Genomic DNA, 16079 nt, shown 5'->3' with positions numbered 1-16079 from the left:
CCTATGGATCGCAATGACGGCTGTATCCTTCAGCCCCATCAGACAGCGATACTGCAGGCGCTGCGATTCTATGAATCGCAATGACAGCTGTAACTTTCTGTTCCCGGCAGCGATACATCCGCCCGGGCTGTACGATACATGTCTCAGCCGTTATACACGTTAAATCCCCTCCGCCTTTTTGCGGTTCTGATTGTATTTCCCCATTGCCTTGTCAATATCGCCCTGCAGAATCATCTCGACCGCATCCGCGGCATCCCGGATCGACGCATCAACCGTCTCTCTCACCGATCCGGGAAAAGGAGCCAGAACGTAATCCGCCAGATCCCAGTGCTCCGGCTTTGCACCGATCCCCACACGGATTCGCGCGAACCGGTCGGTTCCGAGACACTGAATAATATTCTTCATCCCATTATGGCCCCCGGCGCTCCCCTTCTTCCGGATTCGCAGCTGACCGGGCTCCAGGTCGATGTCATCATATATGACGATCAGCTGTGTCTCCGGATCAATTTTGTAGTAATGCACATACTCCTGTATGGCCTCACCGGACAGATTCATATAGGTAAGAGGCTTGATCAGGATTGCCTTTTCTCCGCCAATCACGGCCTTGCCGTACATAGCCTTCATCGAAAGCCCTGAGGACGGCACATTATAACGGTCCGCCAGCTCGGTGATGACGTCAAAACCCATGTTGTGCTTCGTACCGTCATATTTTCTTCCCGGATTTCCCAGTCCTGCTATCAGATACATAATTTTCTCCCCGAATTTCCCAGCCCTGCTGTCAGATACATGATTTTCTCCCCGAATTTCCCAGTCCTGCTGTCAGATACATAATTTTCTCCCCGGATTTCCCAGTCCTGCTGTCAGATACATAATTTTCTCCCCGGATTTCCCAGCCCTGCTGTCAGATACACGATTTTCTCCCTGTTTCTTCACAATACAGACACAGCCGGCAGCCCGCCAGAAGCGGGTCCCCGGTTCATGTCTGTAAGCTGTTCTTTTTCGTCGGATCACACAGACAGCTGAAGGCTCATGTCTGTACTCTTCCCATGCTGCCAATGTTTCCGCGGCCTTTAGTTGAAATACACCGTCTCGACTGCCGGCGGCTCCGCAGCCTTGATCGTGATCGCCTGGAATACCGGCTCCTCTTCCTGCGCCATCGGTACGAACTTATAATCGACCCTCGCCGTCAGCTGCACCCAGCTTCCCTCGGTCAGCTTCGCGGCGTTCTTACTGTGACACAGATAGCCGATGTACTGCATATCCGCCGCGCAGCACGTCATCGCCGTGCGCGCCGGCATGAAGAAGTCCGCTCCGGCCTCCCGGCTCTTCAGCACCATGCCCTTGAAGCGTACTTTTTTCCCCTTGTAGCGATCCGGATTATCCTGAAGATCCACGAAGAAGATTCCGTAGTCCACATCATCAATATCGATAATATCCTGATCCAGATCATAGGGAACCGAATCCTCAAAGATATCCACCGGCTGTCCGTCCACATCCAGGAACTGCACATCACAGCCCGGATTCACTACCTTAAAGCTCCGGCGGAAATTGGAGAGCGGCATATCTCTCTTGCAGCGATTAAACAGCACCATATCCGCCTGCCGGCTCATCTCCGCGAACAGAGACTTCATGTTGGTCTGGTAGACCTGGAAGGTAGACGCATCCACTGTCACGATCTGCTGCACAATGCCCCATCCCCTGGGAAGCCGCATCTGCCAGAGCTTGTCCACGCTCCACAGCGGGTTGAATTCGATAATCACACGTTCCGGGCTGTATTTTCTCTGAAACGCCCGAAGGTTCTCATAGCTGAACTGTTCTTGTTCATCGATCGTCTCAATCACTGTATTGTACTTCAGCAGTTCCTTTTCATCGTATTCCTCTTCCCCTTCCTCTGTATTGATCAGAAGGGTCGGCCCGTCGATCTGGAAATAATCCTGGGCAATCGTAAAATTCAGGAAAGATGTCTTTCCACTTTCCAGAAATCCCGTGATCAGATAAATCGGGACTTCGATTTCATTCTCATCCATAGTTTTAACTTTCTATACTATATGTATGTATCACAAATCTCCATCTGTTTTCGTATCTCCATATCGGCTGCCTGATCCGGGTGCAATCCCATTTTGTCTGTCTGATCCGGGTGCAATCCTAAATTGCCTCCCTGATCCGCGTGCGATCCTATATTGCCTGTGCCCAATCCGGGTACAACCCAATATTGCCTGCCCGATAAGGGTACAACCCAATATTGCCTGCCCGATAAGGAAAAACTGAGTTTGTTTCGGCATTCAACCACGTCCATGCGCCGCTTCGCATACTTTGGACACGGATCAGAGCTTGAAGAGCTCCTTCAGCTTGTCTTCCTTCAGATCGGATCCGATCACGCACAGCCGGCCGGTATACTCCGGTGCGCCCTCGCGGACGTCTGCTTCTTCCGGAACCATGTCAAAATAAATCCACTTTCCGTCGGTTCCCTCTACCATGCCCTTTGCACGCAGAATTGTTCCATAGGTATTGTCCGCGGAAAGAGCCTTAAGAATACTGCTGATCTCATCGCTGGTGTACTTCCGGATCGTCTCCTGCCCCCAGCTGGTGAAGACCTCATCAGCATCGTGATGATGATGGTGGTGATGGCCGCATCCGCAGTGATCATGATGGTGCTCATGACCCTCCTCATCATGATCATGGTGGTGATCACAGTGGTCATGCTCATCCTCGTCGTGATCGCCATGATGGTGCCCGCAGTGGTCATGCTCATCCTCGTCGTGATCGCCATGATGGTGCCCGCAGTGGTCATGCTCATCCCCGTCGTGATCGTGATGATGATGCTCGTGCTCCTCTTCGTCCTCGTCATCATCCTCAACGAGTGAGAGATCAATCTTCACACCCTCCATGGTATCCAGAACCTTTTTGCCGCTGAGCTGCTCTACCGGTGTGGTGATGACCGTTGCCTTCGGATTCAGCTCACGGATCAGCGCCAGCGCTTCCTCAACCTTCGCGTCTGTCGCCTTCGGTGTATCCATACGACTCAGGATGATCGTGCCGGCAGCCTCGACCTGATTCTTGAAAAACTCGCCGAAGTTCTTCAGATACATCTTTGCCTTTGTGACATCGACAACCGTCGTCGCGCTGTTCAGTTCAAGATCCGCGGCTCCGGCATTCTTCTCGACTGCACGGATGACATCCGAAAGCTTACCGACACCGGAGGGCTCGATGATCACGCGGTCCGGATGATACTTGTCAACAACCTCCTTCAGCGCAACGCCGAAATCGCCGACCAGGGAGCAGCAGATGCATCCGGAATTCATCTCCTTGATCTCAATGCCCGCGTCCTTCAGGAAGCCGCCGTCGATTCCAATTTCACCGAACTCGTTCTCAATCAGAACCACCTGCTGTCCCTTCAGGGCATCCGCAAGGAGCTTCTTGATCAGCGTAGTCTTGCCTGCGCCCAAAAAACCTGAAATAATATCTATCTTTGCCATATGAAATCACTCTCCTGTTCTGTGAATCGCCGCTGTCAGCGGCTAATTAGGTTGTGCACTATTCTATTGCGTAGCCTTATCATTATACTGCAATCCGCAGAAATGTCAAATTACAATTGATTTCGCCGGTCATCACTCCTTCAGCCTTCGCTCGAGCATTTCCGGATTTGTCGCACAGTCAAGCGCGGTCTGCCTGGTTATTTTTCCGGCCTCATACAGGGAAAAAAGGCTGTTGTCCATGGAGACCATCTCCTCTGTCGCGGAACCGTAGATGACGCCGTTGATCTGATAGATTTTGTTGTCCCGGATCATATTCCGGATCGCGGGATTGACCGTCATGATCTCAAAGGCCGGAATTCTGCCGCCGTCCACGGACGGAACGAGCTGCTGGGAAATGACGGTCATCAGAACGGTGGACAGCTGCACCGCGATCTGCCTCTGCTGATTAGCGGGGAAGACATCGATGATCCGGTTGATCGTATTGGCCGCCCCCATGGTATGCAGCGTGGAAAAAATAAGATGTCCGGTCTCGGCAGCGGTCATCGCGACGGAAACCGTCTCGTAATCCCGCATCTCACCGAGCAGAATAACGTCGGGGCTCTGCCGGAGCGAGGCCCGAAGCGCCGTCAGATAGCTGTTCGAATCCGAGCGGATCTCTCTCTGGCTCACAATGCTGTTCTTGTGCCTGTGAAGGTATTCGATCGGATCCTCCAGTGTGATAATATGCGCGTTTCTCTGCATGTTGATGGCATCTATGATACAGGCAAGCGTCGTTGTCTTCCCGCTTCCCGCAGGGCCTGTGACCAGCACCATCCCCCGTCTCTCCGCTCCTGTGCGGATCACGCTTTCCGGTATTCCAAGTCTGGCAGGATCCGGCAGCTCAAAAGCCACGATCCGGATAACCGCCGAATAAGATCCTCTCTGCTTATAGGCGCTCACCCGGAATCGGGAAAGTCCCGAGATATGGAAAGAAAAATCATCGTCTCCATCCTTTTTCAACGGCGTCCGGTCACGGTTTTCCGCCAGCTCATAGATCCCGATCAGCAGCTGCCTTGTGTCATCCGCCGTCAGTTTTGTATCTGAAACGCTCTGAATCTCACCGTCTTTTCGTATCGTAAGAGTTGCTCCGGCAACGATAAAGATATCCGATGCGTGCATCTCTACTCCCTTTTTTAAAATTTCTGTGATGTCCATCTCTCTGCTTGTCCTCCGATACTTCTCCGTCTTGTCCGAGTGCATTCTGTATGCTGATGCTCCGTTCATTCTTCCATCCGGATAATTATCGGTTCATCATACCCTGCACTTTCATCCGTTCACGATTGTCGCCGGTCGCCTTTGCAATTGTGATATAAGTTCATCATGCCCGGCTGCTCTCATCCATTTAAGATACGCCCGGTGTCATCACGGGAATCGTTGTCTCGGGCTCCCATTCACCCGTTGAAATCACTTTCCATTCCACGATCCGGTAGCCGCTCTCTGCGCCTTCTCCCGTCCTGTTCTCCATTACGTTTTCCGAGGAAGCCCCCGCTCCGTTCTCTATGTTATCCTTCGCTCCGTTCTCCGCCGCGGTCTCTGTGTCAGCCTTGGTTCCGTTCTCCGTGGTTTCCCCCGTATTTTCGCTTTCAGCCTCCACAACAACCGAAAGAACGCTTTCGCTGTCAACCTCAATCTGGAAGGCCACCTTCTCAGGCATCTTCTTCCCGCTTTCTTCCGCGTCCTTCCATTCTTCGTTCAGCTCCGCGATCCGATCCTCTGCCTTGTTGGATGCGGCATAATACGCAGACTGATGCTCTGCGGTCTTCTGGCTGATCTTATACTCATTTCTCGCCGTAAGCAGGGAAAGCACCGCAAAGGAAAAGATACACAGCGCGAGAAAACAGACAAACAGGAGCGACATGCCCAGAGGAAAGGGAAATGTTATGCCCTCCTCCGTTCGTTTTTTTCTGAAATAAGGAACATTCATGACGTCTCCCCTTCCCAGGTATCTGGGATAACACTCCTGATCGCAAGATCATACACGGAATCTCCTGTATTCTGCCCTTTCCGATCAACCGGGTAAAAATGCATGTCCGCATGAACCATGCCGTTTTCCGTATGGATATCGGCTGTCAGCTGATAAGACGCTCTTTTCTCCGTCTGCTTCAGCTGAGAATCATACGGAATGACAAGGGATACGCTAGGTTCCTCTGCCTGATCTTTCCCTGCCTGTTCTTCCTCTGTCTGATCGGAAAACTCCGCCTCGGGAAAAGCCTCACGGATCAGTTTCTCTGCTTCTTCCATGCTCCCTGCACTGCTGATCAGTTCCGCCAGATTCGCCTCCGCCCGGGAGGCAAGATTCAGCTCCTGCGAAGAACGGTTCATCCGATGGGCTTTGGAAAAAATCAACAGACAGATCGCGGCGACCACAAAGAATATCAAAATTGAAATCATCAGTTCGATCAGGAACAAAAACGATTCCCGTTTTTTCATGAAGCAATCCCCTCACCTTCTGATTCTGACACCGGTTTCTGAGCTCCTGCTTCCGGTTCTGGATCCTCTTCCTCCGTCTCGCCGGAGGCGGCAGAGCGTACATATACATAGGTATCCGCCCGCTCTCCCTTGCTGTCAAGGCAATCAAAATACAGAAGTCCCGGCTTTCGTTCCTCCGGCTTGAAACTCTTAACTTCCAGAATCGGCTCTCCCGCATCCAGCTGCCACCCGGTCTCATCTGTCACGGTCAGTTCGCGCACACTGTCATCGTATTCATAAATGAGGGTCTCATATCTGGTTCCTGAGTCCGTACCTTCAATCACCAGGACCGGGATACCGTCTGTCTCCCGGATGCTGACATTGCCTCCGGAGTCGTTATGATGAATCTTTTCTGTGATATAGGTCAGTAATGTCCGTGACGAAAAATCATCGGATGATTTTCTCACCGTCGATTCATATTCCCGCGCGCCGAACAGAAGGACCAGAATCGCGCTTCCGGCGAAAAAAAACGCCAGCAATACGGCAGCGAAGGCTCCGATTAACGAAGCCTCTGATTTTCTGTTTCCCCGAAACCGGTTCATGACATCACCTCCGGAACATTCTGCAGTATCCTGTTGCTCTCAACTGCCGTACATCTCATTCTGCTGTCCCACACTCCTGCGCCCTTACCGCGACTTACTGCGCCTCACTGCGCCTTACTCCTGCGCCTCACTGCGCCTTACTGCTATACCTTACTCCTGATCCTCACTCGCAGCATCTCTCCGAATGACGGTAACGACCGGGCGGATGTTGGAGCCTGTCACCTGATAGTCCACATAAAACATCTTCTCATTGTAGATAAGGCCGTAATTCTGCTTCAGATACGACAAACTCTCCGGATATCTACCCTCCATCGAATAACAGGCTGTAATGTCATTCTCGAGAGCCTGCCGCAGATTCTTCTCCTGACGGTTTACGTCACCAACGGAAATCAGATGAATCCCGATGCCGAAGGCCACAATCACCAGAACCGCGGCGACGAGCCGAACATAGGCGTGATTTCGGCTGTGCCTCTTTCTTGCAAAACGCGCCATCGATCAATCCCCTCCTATTTGATATTGATGAAGTCCGTCTGTTCCCGTATTCTTTGCAGCACTGCGGTTTACAGGGAGGTCATCACACACACTGGCCTACTCGGTACTTGCCATCGTCGGTTTTACAGAGAGGTCATTACAGGGAGGTCATCACACCCAGCAGCGGGAGCATGACACTCAGCAGAATTCCGCCCGTCAGCACAGAAAGAATGATGATCAGAATCGGCTCGATCGATGAGATAAAACGGTTGAGCCGCTCCTGCGTCTGTTGTCTGTAGAATCCCGAAATCTCGCCGAGAACCTGATCCAGAGAGCCGGACTTTTCTCCCAGAATCGCCATTCTGGCGTACATCCCGGAAAAGACCTCATGATCCTTCAGACTCTGCGCCATGGACATTCCCGCATCCATATCCCTGCGAACCGCGGCGATTTTATCCCGGTAGTCCTTTTCTGAAAGCAGGTCAATCGCCATATCCATCCCCTCCTCGGGAGTCAGCCCGCTTGAAAGTGTCATCGACATCACCCGGGAAAAACGATAGGCGTCCATCTCTTCGTATCCCTTCCGGGCAGTCTTGAAATGCCTGCCGAAATTGTGCCAGAACGTCCGGCCCTCCTCTGTCAGCCTGCTCACAAAAATCACCAGAACAAGCGATCCGACAATCAACAGAACAGAAATGGAATAGGTCCGGATCATATCTCCGATCTCCTTGAGCACAAGCGGAAATCCGGTCAGCTCTGTGCCAAGCTCCCGGTACACCTGTTCAAAAACCGGTATCACCCTCACCACAAGGGCGACGATAATTGCAAGCATGACACAGGTGAGAATCAGCGGGTAGAGCATGGCGTCCGAGGATTCTCTGCGCATCTCTTCCTCATTTTCATAATATTCCTCAAGAGCAGCCATCACCGTATCCAGATTTCCGGTTCTCTCGCCGATCCGGACCAGCCGGACCATGTAAGGCGGAAAGACTCCGGTCTTCTTCATCGCCGGTGCCAGCGATCCGGGAAAATCAGACTCATCCAGGATCTGCTTCAGAATCTCACGCTCCTCCGGGTCCTCCGCATTATCATACATCAGAGTGATCCCCTCAATTCCGGAAAGACCGGATTTCAGGACAAGCGCCATCTGGCCGGCAAAGGCGGCTGCTTCCAGATTCGAAAGATGCCGGATCCTCCGTGCTCCGCCCGGCTTTTTCCGACCGAACACACTGCGGTGCGCCTTTCTGCGATCTGTGCTTTTCGCGCCGCGGTTCACCTTGCCGCCATCTCCACTATCCACATCGCGGTCCGCCCTTCTGCCATCTCCGCTCTCCGCCATATCTTGCCCGCTGACGTCCACGCGGCTGTCCACCCTGCCCTGTTCCTTTTTTGCTTCTTCTCCGTTCATCTCAATCACTCTCCCTTCGGGCTGATTACCCGGGACCGCTCAGTACACGTATTTCTCCGTGTAATTAGATCCGTCTCCCACGTATTTTTTGACTTCTTTCTCGTCATTATTGGCGCCCAGCGTCGGATCCATCAGGGTCCATTTTTTTCCGTCAAAAAAAATAATGTGATCCACCCAGCCCCGTTTCTCCAGATAGACACTGACCCAGGCGTGGTAGGCTTTTCCGGAATAGCCCGTCACCAGCTTCGTCGGCACCTTCTCGCACCTCAGAAGCGCCGTCATCAGAGACGCATAGTCAAAGCAGATTCCCTTCCCGGAACTCAGCGTCTCGTCCGGCTCCGGAATATAATTCATTGGTGTGCTCTCTGCCAGCTGCTCATCATAAAAAATATTGGAAATCACATAATTATAGACGTTCTGCACATACTCCAGATCAGACTTTGCCTCCCCCGCAAGCTTCTCTCCCAGCTTCACGACATCGCTCGAGGCGGAATAGTCCACGTACTGACTGGGGTACAGAAACGGCTGAAATTCATCCAGAAGTTTAACCGTAAAATCCTGCGACAGACCGACCGCATACTGGTCACCGGAAACATTCTCCAGCACCTTTATGGAATAATCTCCGTCCCCGCAGGTCAGAGGCAGCGCTTCAAACTCTCCGCCCTCCTTCAGCGGATAGGGGTACATCTCTCCGTTCGGATTGGTGATCTGAATCTGAATACTTTTGTCATTCGTATCCTTGATCATCAGATAGCCGTTATCTGTATGAGACAGATCCAGTACTATGCTCCCGTCCTCATTCTGAAAGGTCTTCGTTCCATCCGCGTGAGTAACCAGAAGATCTTCTGAGGAAGCCAGCGGCTGCCAGGAATATCCGCCGGACGAAGCGTCCGCCGATTCCTCCGCTGCGCTGCCGCTCCCCGGACTTCCCGGCTTTCCTCCGCACCCGGAAAGGAGCAGCGCAAATAGCAGAAAAAGAAGCCGGAAGGCAGTCTTGCGTCTTGCCGGCAGCTTAACGTATCTGTTCTCGTGCATCTGCATGAGCATATGCGCTTTTCCCTCCTTTCCGATTCTTTTCCTGTGCCCCAGGGCTTATAAACTGTACTCTACCACAAGAGCTCCGGTATATCCGCAGTCAAGTCCGGTTTCTGCTCCTCGTGGCCTGTAAACTGTACTGTACTCTACGCTCCGAACAGCCTGCCCTTGATCGCAGCTCCGACAATCGCCTTGAAAGATCTTGAATCCACGGAATGCTCCCGGTTGTCCCCCATCACGAAATAGCTGCCTTCTGGCACCTGATACGGGTAAGTCACCTCGCCCTCTTCCGTCTCTGTGCTTCCATGCGCGTAGGCTGACTCGTTCAGCGCCTTGCCATTTACCAGAACCTCGCCATTCTTAAGATCGACGGTGTCCCCTCCCACGGCAATCACTCTCTTGATCAGCAACTCTCCATCCGGAAGGCGGAAGCAGATGATATCCCCGGGCTGATAGCTGTGTTCCAGGCGGTTGTACCAGACGGTCTGGCCATTATGAAACGTCGGGTCCATAGAATTTCCGGAAACTCTCGCGACTCCGATCACCAGCCGGAACAACAAAGCAATCCCAATCGCAAAAAGCACCAGGTACTGAATCAGAATCTGAAGTCTCCGCTTCCATGTTCCATATCTTCCCTCTGTATTCTTCTTCATGTCTTTCACTCTGGCATGATCCTTCAAGACTTTTCCTTCTCCATCATATATCCATATATCTTAAACTACCCATCCCGTCCAAAGCAGGATGGGATTCCCATGGTTCAGCCTTGCAGCTTCACCATTCATCTGTCGCACTGCAGTACCGCTGCGGACTTTAAATCACACCACAGCTACGGATTTAAAATCAGCCGCAGTACATTTCCGGTCCGATCCGGAATGGAAACCTCAATTTTCTCTGAAGGGTACGCAAAAGTAACTGCTCCCGTGCTTTCCTCCCACGACACCGGCTCAATCGTTCTCCCCTTCTCGTCGCTTCCGCTTATTCTGTCATAATCGATGCCGCTTTTGTCCGTCAGGAACAGCGTCACCGCATCCCTGCCATCTGTTTTGCGTCTCACCAGCTCCGGCGGCTTCGTATCCTTCGTGTCGACCAGCACAGACGTGCTGACACGCCGACGATTTTCCCCCGTAACCGTAATCTTCATGCTGCCATTCCGTGTCGGCCGGACGGTATAGACCGATGCGCCCTCCTGATAGACCGGCATCTGGTCCCCGCCAATCTCCGCTGTCACGGAATAGATCTCCAGAATCGAAGAGACATGCACGGTATATACCGGCCTTCCCGCCTCATCGGCATTCGATGTTTTCTCCATTGTCATATTCGGACGAATCAGCAGCAAAGGCAGGAGAATGATTATCGCCGCCATGATCCCTACGACCAGAATCATCAGCCGACTTCGCTGCTTCCGGTAGCCCATATAAATATCCAGGTTCTGAAGCGGCACCGTGTTCTGCTCCATTCCAAGTGTATCCAGAATATTATACAGCATCTGTTCCGCTGTATCATCATCCAGTACCGCCATTGCGCCTCGATTTTTATCTGCGCCTCCCGCCGGTACCGAAGCAGATTCTTTCATCTCTGCTGCGTCTCCCGTCTGCTCCACACCAGATTTTCTTTTCTCTTCTCCATCTTCCCTCTGCTCTGGCGCGGATTCTCTCTTCTCTGCCGCATCTCCATTATACCGCAGGATCTTGTCACATACACCATCCGTGATCTCCAGCAGCCAGCGGAGCATCGGAATGTCCGCAGGCTTTTCCGTTTCTCCGGCACGCAGATAGGTCTCTGTCACTGCATCCTGTGTCAGATAAATATCCGACAGCCTCCGGTATGCATGCTCATAAATCTTTCTGCATGTCACAGCGTAAATTGCCGCGAATGCGTTGGCGTCGCCCTCCCGCCACTCATCGATCAATTCTCTGATATATTCGGGGTCATGCCTTCTCACTTAGGTTCCTCACCCACTCTCCTGTCCGCAAGGGAAATCAGGTCTGTAACCTCCCTGACTTCTCCGCCCTCATGAAATGCGATGCCATACTCAAACTTCATCGGAGGATTGCTGCTGTCCGCATTGTTCGCGTCTACCTTGTCACGAATTCGTTCCAGAAAATGGCTGATCATTTCCTCCGATCCATTTTCAAACATCGCCACGAACTTATTGCCGCCGTTTCTGCCCACGAAGCAGTGACCGACAGATGCCATTTTCAAAATCAGGGAAAAACGTCGAATGGACGCGTTTCCTTCCTGCCTGCCATACTTCTCATTGATCTCCCGGATATTGGACAAGGTAAGCACCACACATCCAAAGTCCGAAGGGAGCGGCAGATTGTCATATTTGTCGATCAGCTTGTCTATGCTGTACCGGTTCCCGATCTTCGTCATCTGATCTGAGCTGAGATTTCGAAGCAGCTTCGCATACGCCTCTTCTTCTCTCGCATAAAAGCTGAAATCCAGAAAGATGAAAAAGAAAGACAGCGCCAGTGACAGCCATAACAGAAGACTGACTACCCGCACATTTCTGCCATTGTCCGCCACTACCGCAATAATAACCACCGCCGCCAGAATACCGAAGACAAGCAGCTGAATGGTCTTCACGAGATTCATTTTCTTCATATAGATGAAAGCCTCCCATTCCGGTGGATCTTCCGCTGGGTAAAAGCATCCCACTCTGGCGGAACTTCCGCCGCGAAGTATCCATGCCTTACATTTTATCATGAATTGCCCTGATTAAGTTAGTAAGAATTACCGTCACATAAGAAGACTGGCGTACGCGCGCCTTGTGAAGCGTGTACGCCAGTCTCTCTATGATCCCCTGCGCCTGCTCTCTTGCATCCATTCAGACTCAGGGGCTGTGTCCCCACCTGACCGGCAGGAGCACAGAAAATCTGTTTTCATTGCTAATCAGCTCTTATGAGCCCTCTGGTCACGTCTTCTGAAGAACAGGACAATCAGCACTGCGCCTGCCGCGGCAAACAGAAGAATGTACATTGCAAGATTCGAAACATCTCCTGTCTTTACGGCCTTTGCATTCGTTACATAGACCACCTTGTCCTTGCCCTGAATCACCTTCTCATACTTAACGGTCTTCTGCATCCTGGTCTTCTTCGTCTGATATTCTACCGGCACATCGATCATGTCCAGAGTATTATCGCTTACCCACTTATCGATTGCTTCCTGATCAGCCACAAGATTACCATTTTCATCAAGCTTGTAGATCGTGATGCTGCTGTCATATTTGTTGATCCGGAACAGAATATCATCTGCAAGCTGATAGCCATCCGGCGCAGATACCTCGTGCAAGATGTAGTACGTGTCTACATTCATCGACTTGGTCTGTGCTTCGTCAAACCATCTTGCGAAGGTTTCCGGACCATCCGTCGTTGTCCAGTCAGCCATTACTCTTCCGGTTGCCTTTTCAATGATCTGGAGTCTCGCGCCCTTCAGGTACTTTCCGGAAGTATCCAGCTTTGCAATGTTCAGTCTGGATACCTGGTCAGATACACCTGCCGCAGTTACCAGATAATTGCTGTTCAGTGAACTGTTGTCCGCAGACGGCTCCACAATACCGAATTTCGAGAAGCTGTCCGATGTGAAGCTTGCCTGAAGCAATTTATCCGAATTTGCAGCAATTGATCCTGCTACCGCCTGAACCTCCGTTCCGTCGGATTTTTCCTTCAGATGAACGATCTTCAGTGCCTTCGCATCCGTGCCCTCCGGCAGCGCCAGGCTGTCCTTGTACTGAATTGTAACGGTAACATCACCGAACTTCGGCTCTACTACTGTTCCGTTCTTATCCACAAATTCAACATTGTAGTAAACGACATTGCTTGCGATCTTCCCGCAGGCGATCTCTACCTTATTCTGTGCATCCTTCAGCTCACTTCCGGTCAGAGGCTCCACCTTCATCGTGGTTCCTGCCTCAAATGCTCCGTCAGCAGCCTGTGCTGTAGCGGTGATCTTTGAATCGGAGTATGTCAGAGCTCCTGTCGTGTCAAGCGTTGTCTTCGCAGACGTATGCTGTACAAGAAGATTCTCTGCATTCTGGGATGTAATGTCACCGATGGTAACCGGTGTCTGTCCATCTTCACTGAACAGAGCGATCTCACCATTTCCGGTATATCTTACCTGGAACTTCTGTCCGATGTACGGATCAACCTCATGGCCTTCCGGTGCCGCAATCTCCTTGAAGTAGTAGATATGCGTATTTCCATCTGTGCTCGGCTGAATCTTACCGAAGTACATATAACCATTCTCATCTGATACCTGAGATTCGATCAGGATATCATTGTCTCCCTTAACGACCTCATACAGGCCATAGGTAGCGCCCAACAGCGGATCATAAGGAGCTATTCTTGATCTCTTCTGTACTCTCAGAACAATCGGTCTTACCGTATTTGTGAAGACTGCATGAGAGCTGCTGGTCACATTACCCTCGGCATCATATACGATTGCATCGCTGTCATATGCGACAGAAGCATCGCTTCCCTGGATCTCGCGAACCGTGTAGCCCTTTTCATCGAATTCCACATCTGTGAAGAAGATCTCGCCCGCCGCATTATTCACAGCTGTCCTGTAAACCTTCTCCGGATCACTGTTCCTGTAGAGTGCGAACATAAATTCGCCATTTGTCAGCGTTCCGCCGTTCAGAACCTTATTCGCATAAACGGTAACCGGCTTATGAATAAACTTGTTCGTCAGAGCAACCAGTGTGCCGTTCACATCAGCCGTCACAACCTGATCGTTGTTCAAAGCCTTATAGAATTCATCGTTCTCTTCCTCATGAACGGTGTAGCTCTTTCCGGCTTCAAGCTGATCAAACGTTCCCTGCCAGTTGTTCACTTCCGAAAGCTCCAGCTTCTGAACAGTAGCTCCGGTATTCGTATCAATCAGATCAATTACTACCGTAGACGGACGGTAACTCTCATTGCCCGCATCGTCCCAGTCCTTTCTGACTGTAACTTTCGCGAACTGTTTGTTGTCGAAAGCGGTTACTGTCGCATTGTTTGCTACCAGCTTACCTTTTCCATCGTCTTTTACCGTGATAGTAACAGTTCTTTCTTCATCCGGATACTTAATTCCATCAATTATTTCTCCGGCATTCTGTTCTTTGATTGTGTAAGTGTAATCACCAGCTTTCTCAAAATGAAGCTTACCAAAGATGAAGTTGCCTTTCTCATCATTCGCAGCCGTATCAATGCGGTTTCCATTTGCATCGAAAAGGTCAAATCGGAACTGCCCTGCAACAGAAGCCGGGACTCCATTCAGAGTCTTGGTTCCAGAAATCACTGCGGATGCAGCCTGCGCCTGGTAGGTGTTGGTGAAGTTCAGTTTCTTACTATTTTTACTTGCCTCCACTTCCAGCGTTCCATCGCCCTTATCCTTGATCTTTACCGTCACCGTATAGCTCTTGCTATCATATTTGACGCCACCGATCGTCTGGCCTGCATTTACCTCACTCACCGTATAGGTATATTTCTTGCCAGCATCATCCTGCGTATAGTTGATCTCGGGATATTCAATATTTCCGTTTGTGTCACTAGATGCTGAACCAACGATATCACCTGTGTCATTATTTACCACATTGAATGTGTAACCAGCTAGGCTCATCTTCTCCGGTTTATTCGTAATATTCTTTGTTCCCTTGAACTGCACTTTACCATAAGCGCTATACGTATTTGTGAACGTATGATCATTATTGTCATACGTTGCAACTACCGACAGATTCTCTCCACCATTCTTCGTTACCGTAACGGTTACGTTCAGCACCTTATCTTCATCATTCGTTACGCCTGTAACTTTACCGCCCTCGGTAATCGTGTAATGGAAGTCACGGCTCTTATTCCCATCAAGATCCGCCAGCTTATAATTGATCGTTCCGAACTGATATGTCTTGCTGCTTCCGCTTGTTGCATCCGCAGTGATGACGTTACCTTTTCCTTCCGGCATCGGATCCGTATAGTCCGTATCCTTTCCTGCCAGTGTAAACGTCCAGTTGTCGCCTTTCTGGAACTCGCGGTTCTCCAGTTTCTTTATGACATCGAGCTGGATCTTGCCGTTTGCGTTATAGGTATTCTTGAAACTGAGCGGGTTCTTATCAAGGTCATTGCTTACGCTCAGCTTTTCTGTGCCGGTCTCTGTTACCGTGACACTGAATGTCTTACTGCCTGCAAAGGTCAGTCCTGTACCTTTTCCGGTCTCGGCTACATTATAGTAGAACGTCTTTGACCTATTGCCCTGGTCGCCGAGGTCTGCCAGCGTGTACTTGATCTTTCCAAAGTCCAGTGTTGCCGATGTGCCACTCGTCGGGTTAATCGTAACCGTACTATGCTCCGGAAGCGGTGCGTCAGGGTTTCTGTCATCCGCCGTTACCGTAAAGGTAAAGCTGTCTCCGGACTGGAAATCTCTTCCCTCAATGTACTTCGTTCCAGTGATCTCTGTCTCACCATCAGCATTATACGTGTTGGTGAATGTGTGATCATTGTCATCATATGTTGCAACAACCGACAGCTTGTCTCCGCCATCATTCGTTACCGCAACGGTTACGTTCAGCACCTTATCTTCATCATTCGTTACGCCTGTAACTTTACCGCCCTCGGTAATCGTGTAATGGAAGTCACGGCTCTTATTCCCATCAAGATCCGCCAG

General features: G+C 51.0%; 14 protein-coding genes. All 14 read right to left on the bottom strand.

Annotated elements, in window-relative coordinates; genetic code table 11:
• Positions 1–159: 159 nt before the first annotated feature.
• The gene (pth, locus tag ACTQZS_RS11745; RefSeq protein WP_441475971.1) at positions 160–747 is read right to left on the bottom strand and encodes an aminoacyl-tRNA hydrolase; all 588 of its coding nucleotides are present in this window, start codon (positions 745–747) and stop codon (positions 160–162) included.
• A gap of 323 nt (positions 748–1070) precedes the next feature.
• Complete coding sequence (locus ACTQZS_RS11740) at positions 1071–2027, bottom strand: TIGR03943 family putative permease subunit (RefSeq protein ID WP_441100437.1); 957 nt, start codon at positions 2025–2027, stop codon at positions 1071–1073.
• Between the two features lie 297 nt (positions 2028–2324).
• Positions 2325–3476, bottom strand: coding sequence for a CobW family GTP-binding protein (locus ACTQZS_RS11735; protein ID WP_441475970.1), 1152 nt, complete (start codon positions 3474–3476; stop codon positions 2325–2327).
• Positions 3477–3608: 132 nt separating this feature from the next.
• Positions 3609–4670, bottom strand: coding sequence for a type IV pilus twitching motility protein PilT (locus tag ACTQZS_RS11730; RefSeq protein WP_441476006.1), 1062 nt, complete (start codon positions 4668–4670; stop codon positions 3609–3611).
• A gap of 187 nt (positions 4671–4857) precedes the next feature.
• Positions 4858–5439: a hypothetical protein gene (locus tag ACTQZS_RS11725; RefSeq protein ID WP_441475969.1), complete on the bottom strand. Its 582-nt coding sequence runs from the start codon at positions 5437–5439 to the stop codon at positions 4858–4860.
• A complete protein-coding gene (locus tag ACTQZS_RS11720) occupies positions 5436–5945 on the bottom strand; it encodes a hypothetical protein (protein ID WP_441475968.1) in 510 nt (169 codons plus the stop codon). Before ACTQZS_RS11720 ends, ACTQZS_RS11725 begins: the two co-directional genes overlap by 4 nt.
• Positions 5942–6526, bottom strand: a complete 585-nt coding sequence (locus ACTQZS_RS11715; RefSeq protein ID WP_441475967.1) for a DUF4860 domain-containing protein — start codon at positions 6524–6526, stop codon at positions 5942–5944. The genes ACTQZS_RS11720 and ACTQZS_RS11715 overlap by 4 nt, the downstream gene beginning before the upstream one ends.
• Before the next feature lie 150 nt (positions 6527–6676).
• Positions 6677–7018 carry a hypothetical protein gene (locus ACTQZS_RS11710; RefSeq protein WP_441475966.1) on the bottom strand — a complete coding sequence of 114 codons (342 nt, stop codon included), beginning with the start codon at positions 7016–7018 and terminating at the stop codon, positions 6677–6679.
• Between the two features lie 136 nt (positions 7019–7154).
• Positions 7155–8405 (bottom strand): type II secretion system F family protein, encoded by a 1251-nt coding sequence (locus ACTQZS_RS11705; protein WP_441475965.1) that lies wholly within the window; start codon positions 8403–8405, stop codon positions 7155–7157.
• Positions 8406–8444: 39 nt separating this feature from the next.
• Complete coding sequence (locus ACTQZS_RS11700; protein ID WP_441475964.1) at positions 8445–9452, bottom strand: transglutaminase-like domain-containing protein; 1008 nt, start codon at positions 9450–9452, stop codon at positions 8445–8447.
• A gap of 134 nt (positions 9453–9586) precedes the next feature.
• Positions 9587–10093: a signal peptidase I gene (gene lepB / locus ACTQZS_RS11695; RefSeq protein ID WP_441475963.1), complete on the bottom strand. Its 507-nt coding sequence runs from the start codon at positions 10091–10093 to the stop codon at positions 9587–9589.
• A 173-nt stretch (positions 10094–10266) separates the two neighbouring features.
• Positions 10267–11382: a hypothetical protein gene (locus ACTQZS_RS11690; protein WP_441475962.1), complete on the bottom strand. Its 1116-nt coding sequence runs from the start codon at positions 11380–11382 to the stop codon at positions 10267–10269.
• The gene (locus tag ACTQZS_RS11685; RefSeq protein ID WP_441475961.1) at positions 11379–12047 is read right to left on the bottom strand and encodes a diguanylate cyclase domain-containing protein; all 669 of its coding nucleotides are present in this window, start codon (positions 12045–12047) and stop codon (positions 11379–11381) included. Before ACTQZS_RS11685 ends, ACTQZS_RS11690 begins: the two co-directional genes overlap by 4 nt.
• 288 nt (positions 12048–12335) lie before the next feature.
• On the bottom strand, positions 12336–16079 hold a 3744-nt coding region (locus tag ACTQZS_RS11680; protein WP_441475960.1), incomplete at its 5' end, for a Spy0128 family protein.

Origin of the sequence: Bilifractor sp. LCP19S3_H10 (assembly GCF_052119185.1) — a bacterium.
GTDB lineage: Bacteria > Bacillota > Clostridia > Lachnospirales > Lachnospiraceae > Bilifractor.
The sequence above is the reverse complement of the archived record's forward strand: the minus strand, read 5'-3'. Positions and strand labels throughout refer to the sequence as shown.

Excerpts from the sequence above, each read along its gene's own strand:
- pth (WP_441475971.1), bottom strand. The coding sequence starts at position 747 with ATGTATCTGATAGCAGGACTGGGAAATCCGGGAAGAAAATATGACGGT.
- ACTQZS_RS11740 (WP_441100437.1), bottom strand. The coding sequence starts at position 2,027 with ATGGATGAGAATGAAATCGAAGTCCCGATTTATCTGATCACGGGATTT.
- ACTQZS_RS11735 (WP_441475970.1), bottom strand. The coding sequence starts at position 3,476 with ATGGCAAAGATAGATATTATTTCAGGTTTTTTGGGCGCAGGCAAGACT.
- ACTQZS_RS11730 (WP_441476006.1), bottom strand. The coding sequence starts at position 4,670 with ATGGACATCACAGAAATTTTAAAAAAGGGAGTAGAGATGCACGCATCG.
- ACTQZS_RS11725 (WP_441475969.1), bottom strand. The coding sequence starts at position 5,439 with ATGAATGTTCCTTATTTCAGAAAAAAACGAACGGAGGAGGGCATAACA.
- ACTQZS_RS11720 (WP_441475968.1), bottom strand. The coding sequence starts at position 5,945 with ATGAAAAAACGGGAATCGTTTTTGTTCCTGATCGAACTGATGATTTCA.
- ACTQZS_RS11715 (WP_441475967.1), bottom strand. The coding sequence starts at position 6,526 with ATGAACCGGTTTCGGGGAAACAGAAAATCAGAGGCTTCGTTAATCGGA.
- ACTQZS_RS11710 (WP_441475966.1), bottom strand. The coding sequence starts at position 7,018 with ATGGCGCGTTTTGCAAGAAAGAGGCACAGCCGAAATCACGCCTATGTT.
- ACTQZS_RS11705 (WP_441475965.1), bottom strand. The coding sequence starts at position 8,405 with ATGAACGGAGAAGAAGCAAAAAAGGAACAGGGCAGGGTGGACAGCCGC.
- ACTQZS_RS11700 (WP_441475964.1), bottom strand. The coding sequence starts at position 9,452 with ATGCTCATGCAGATGCACGAGAACAGATACGTTAAGCTGCCGGCAAGA.
- lepB (WP_441475963.1), bottom strand. The coding sequence starts at position 10,093 with ATGAAGAAGAATACAGAGGGAAGATATGGAACATGGAAGCGGAGACTT.
- ACTQZS_RS11685 (WP_441475961.1), bottom strand. The coding sequence starts at position 12,047 with ATGAAGAAAATGAATCTCGTGAAGACCATTCAGCTGCTTGTCTTCGGT.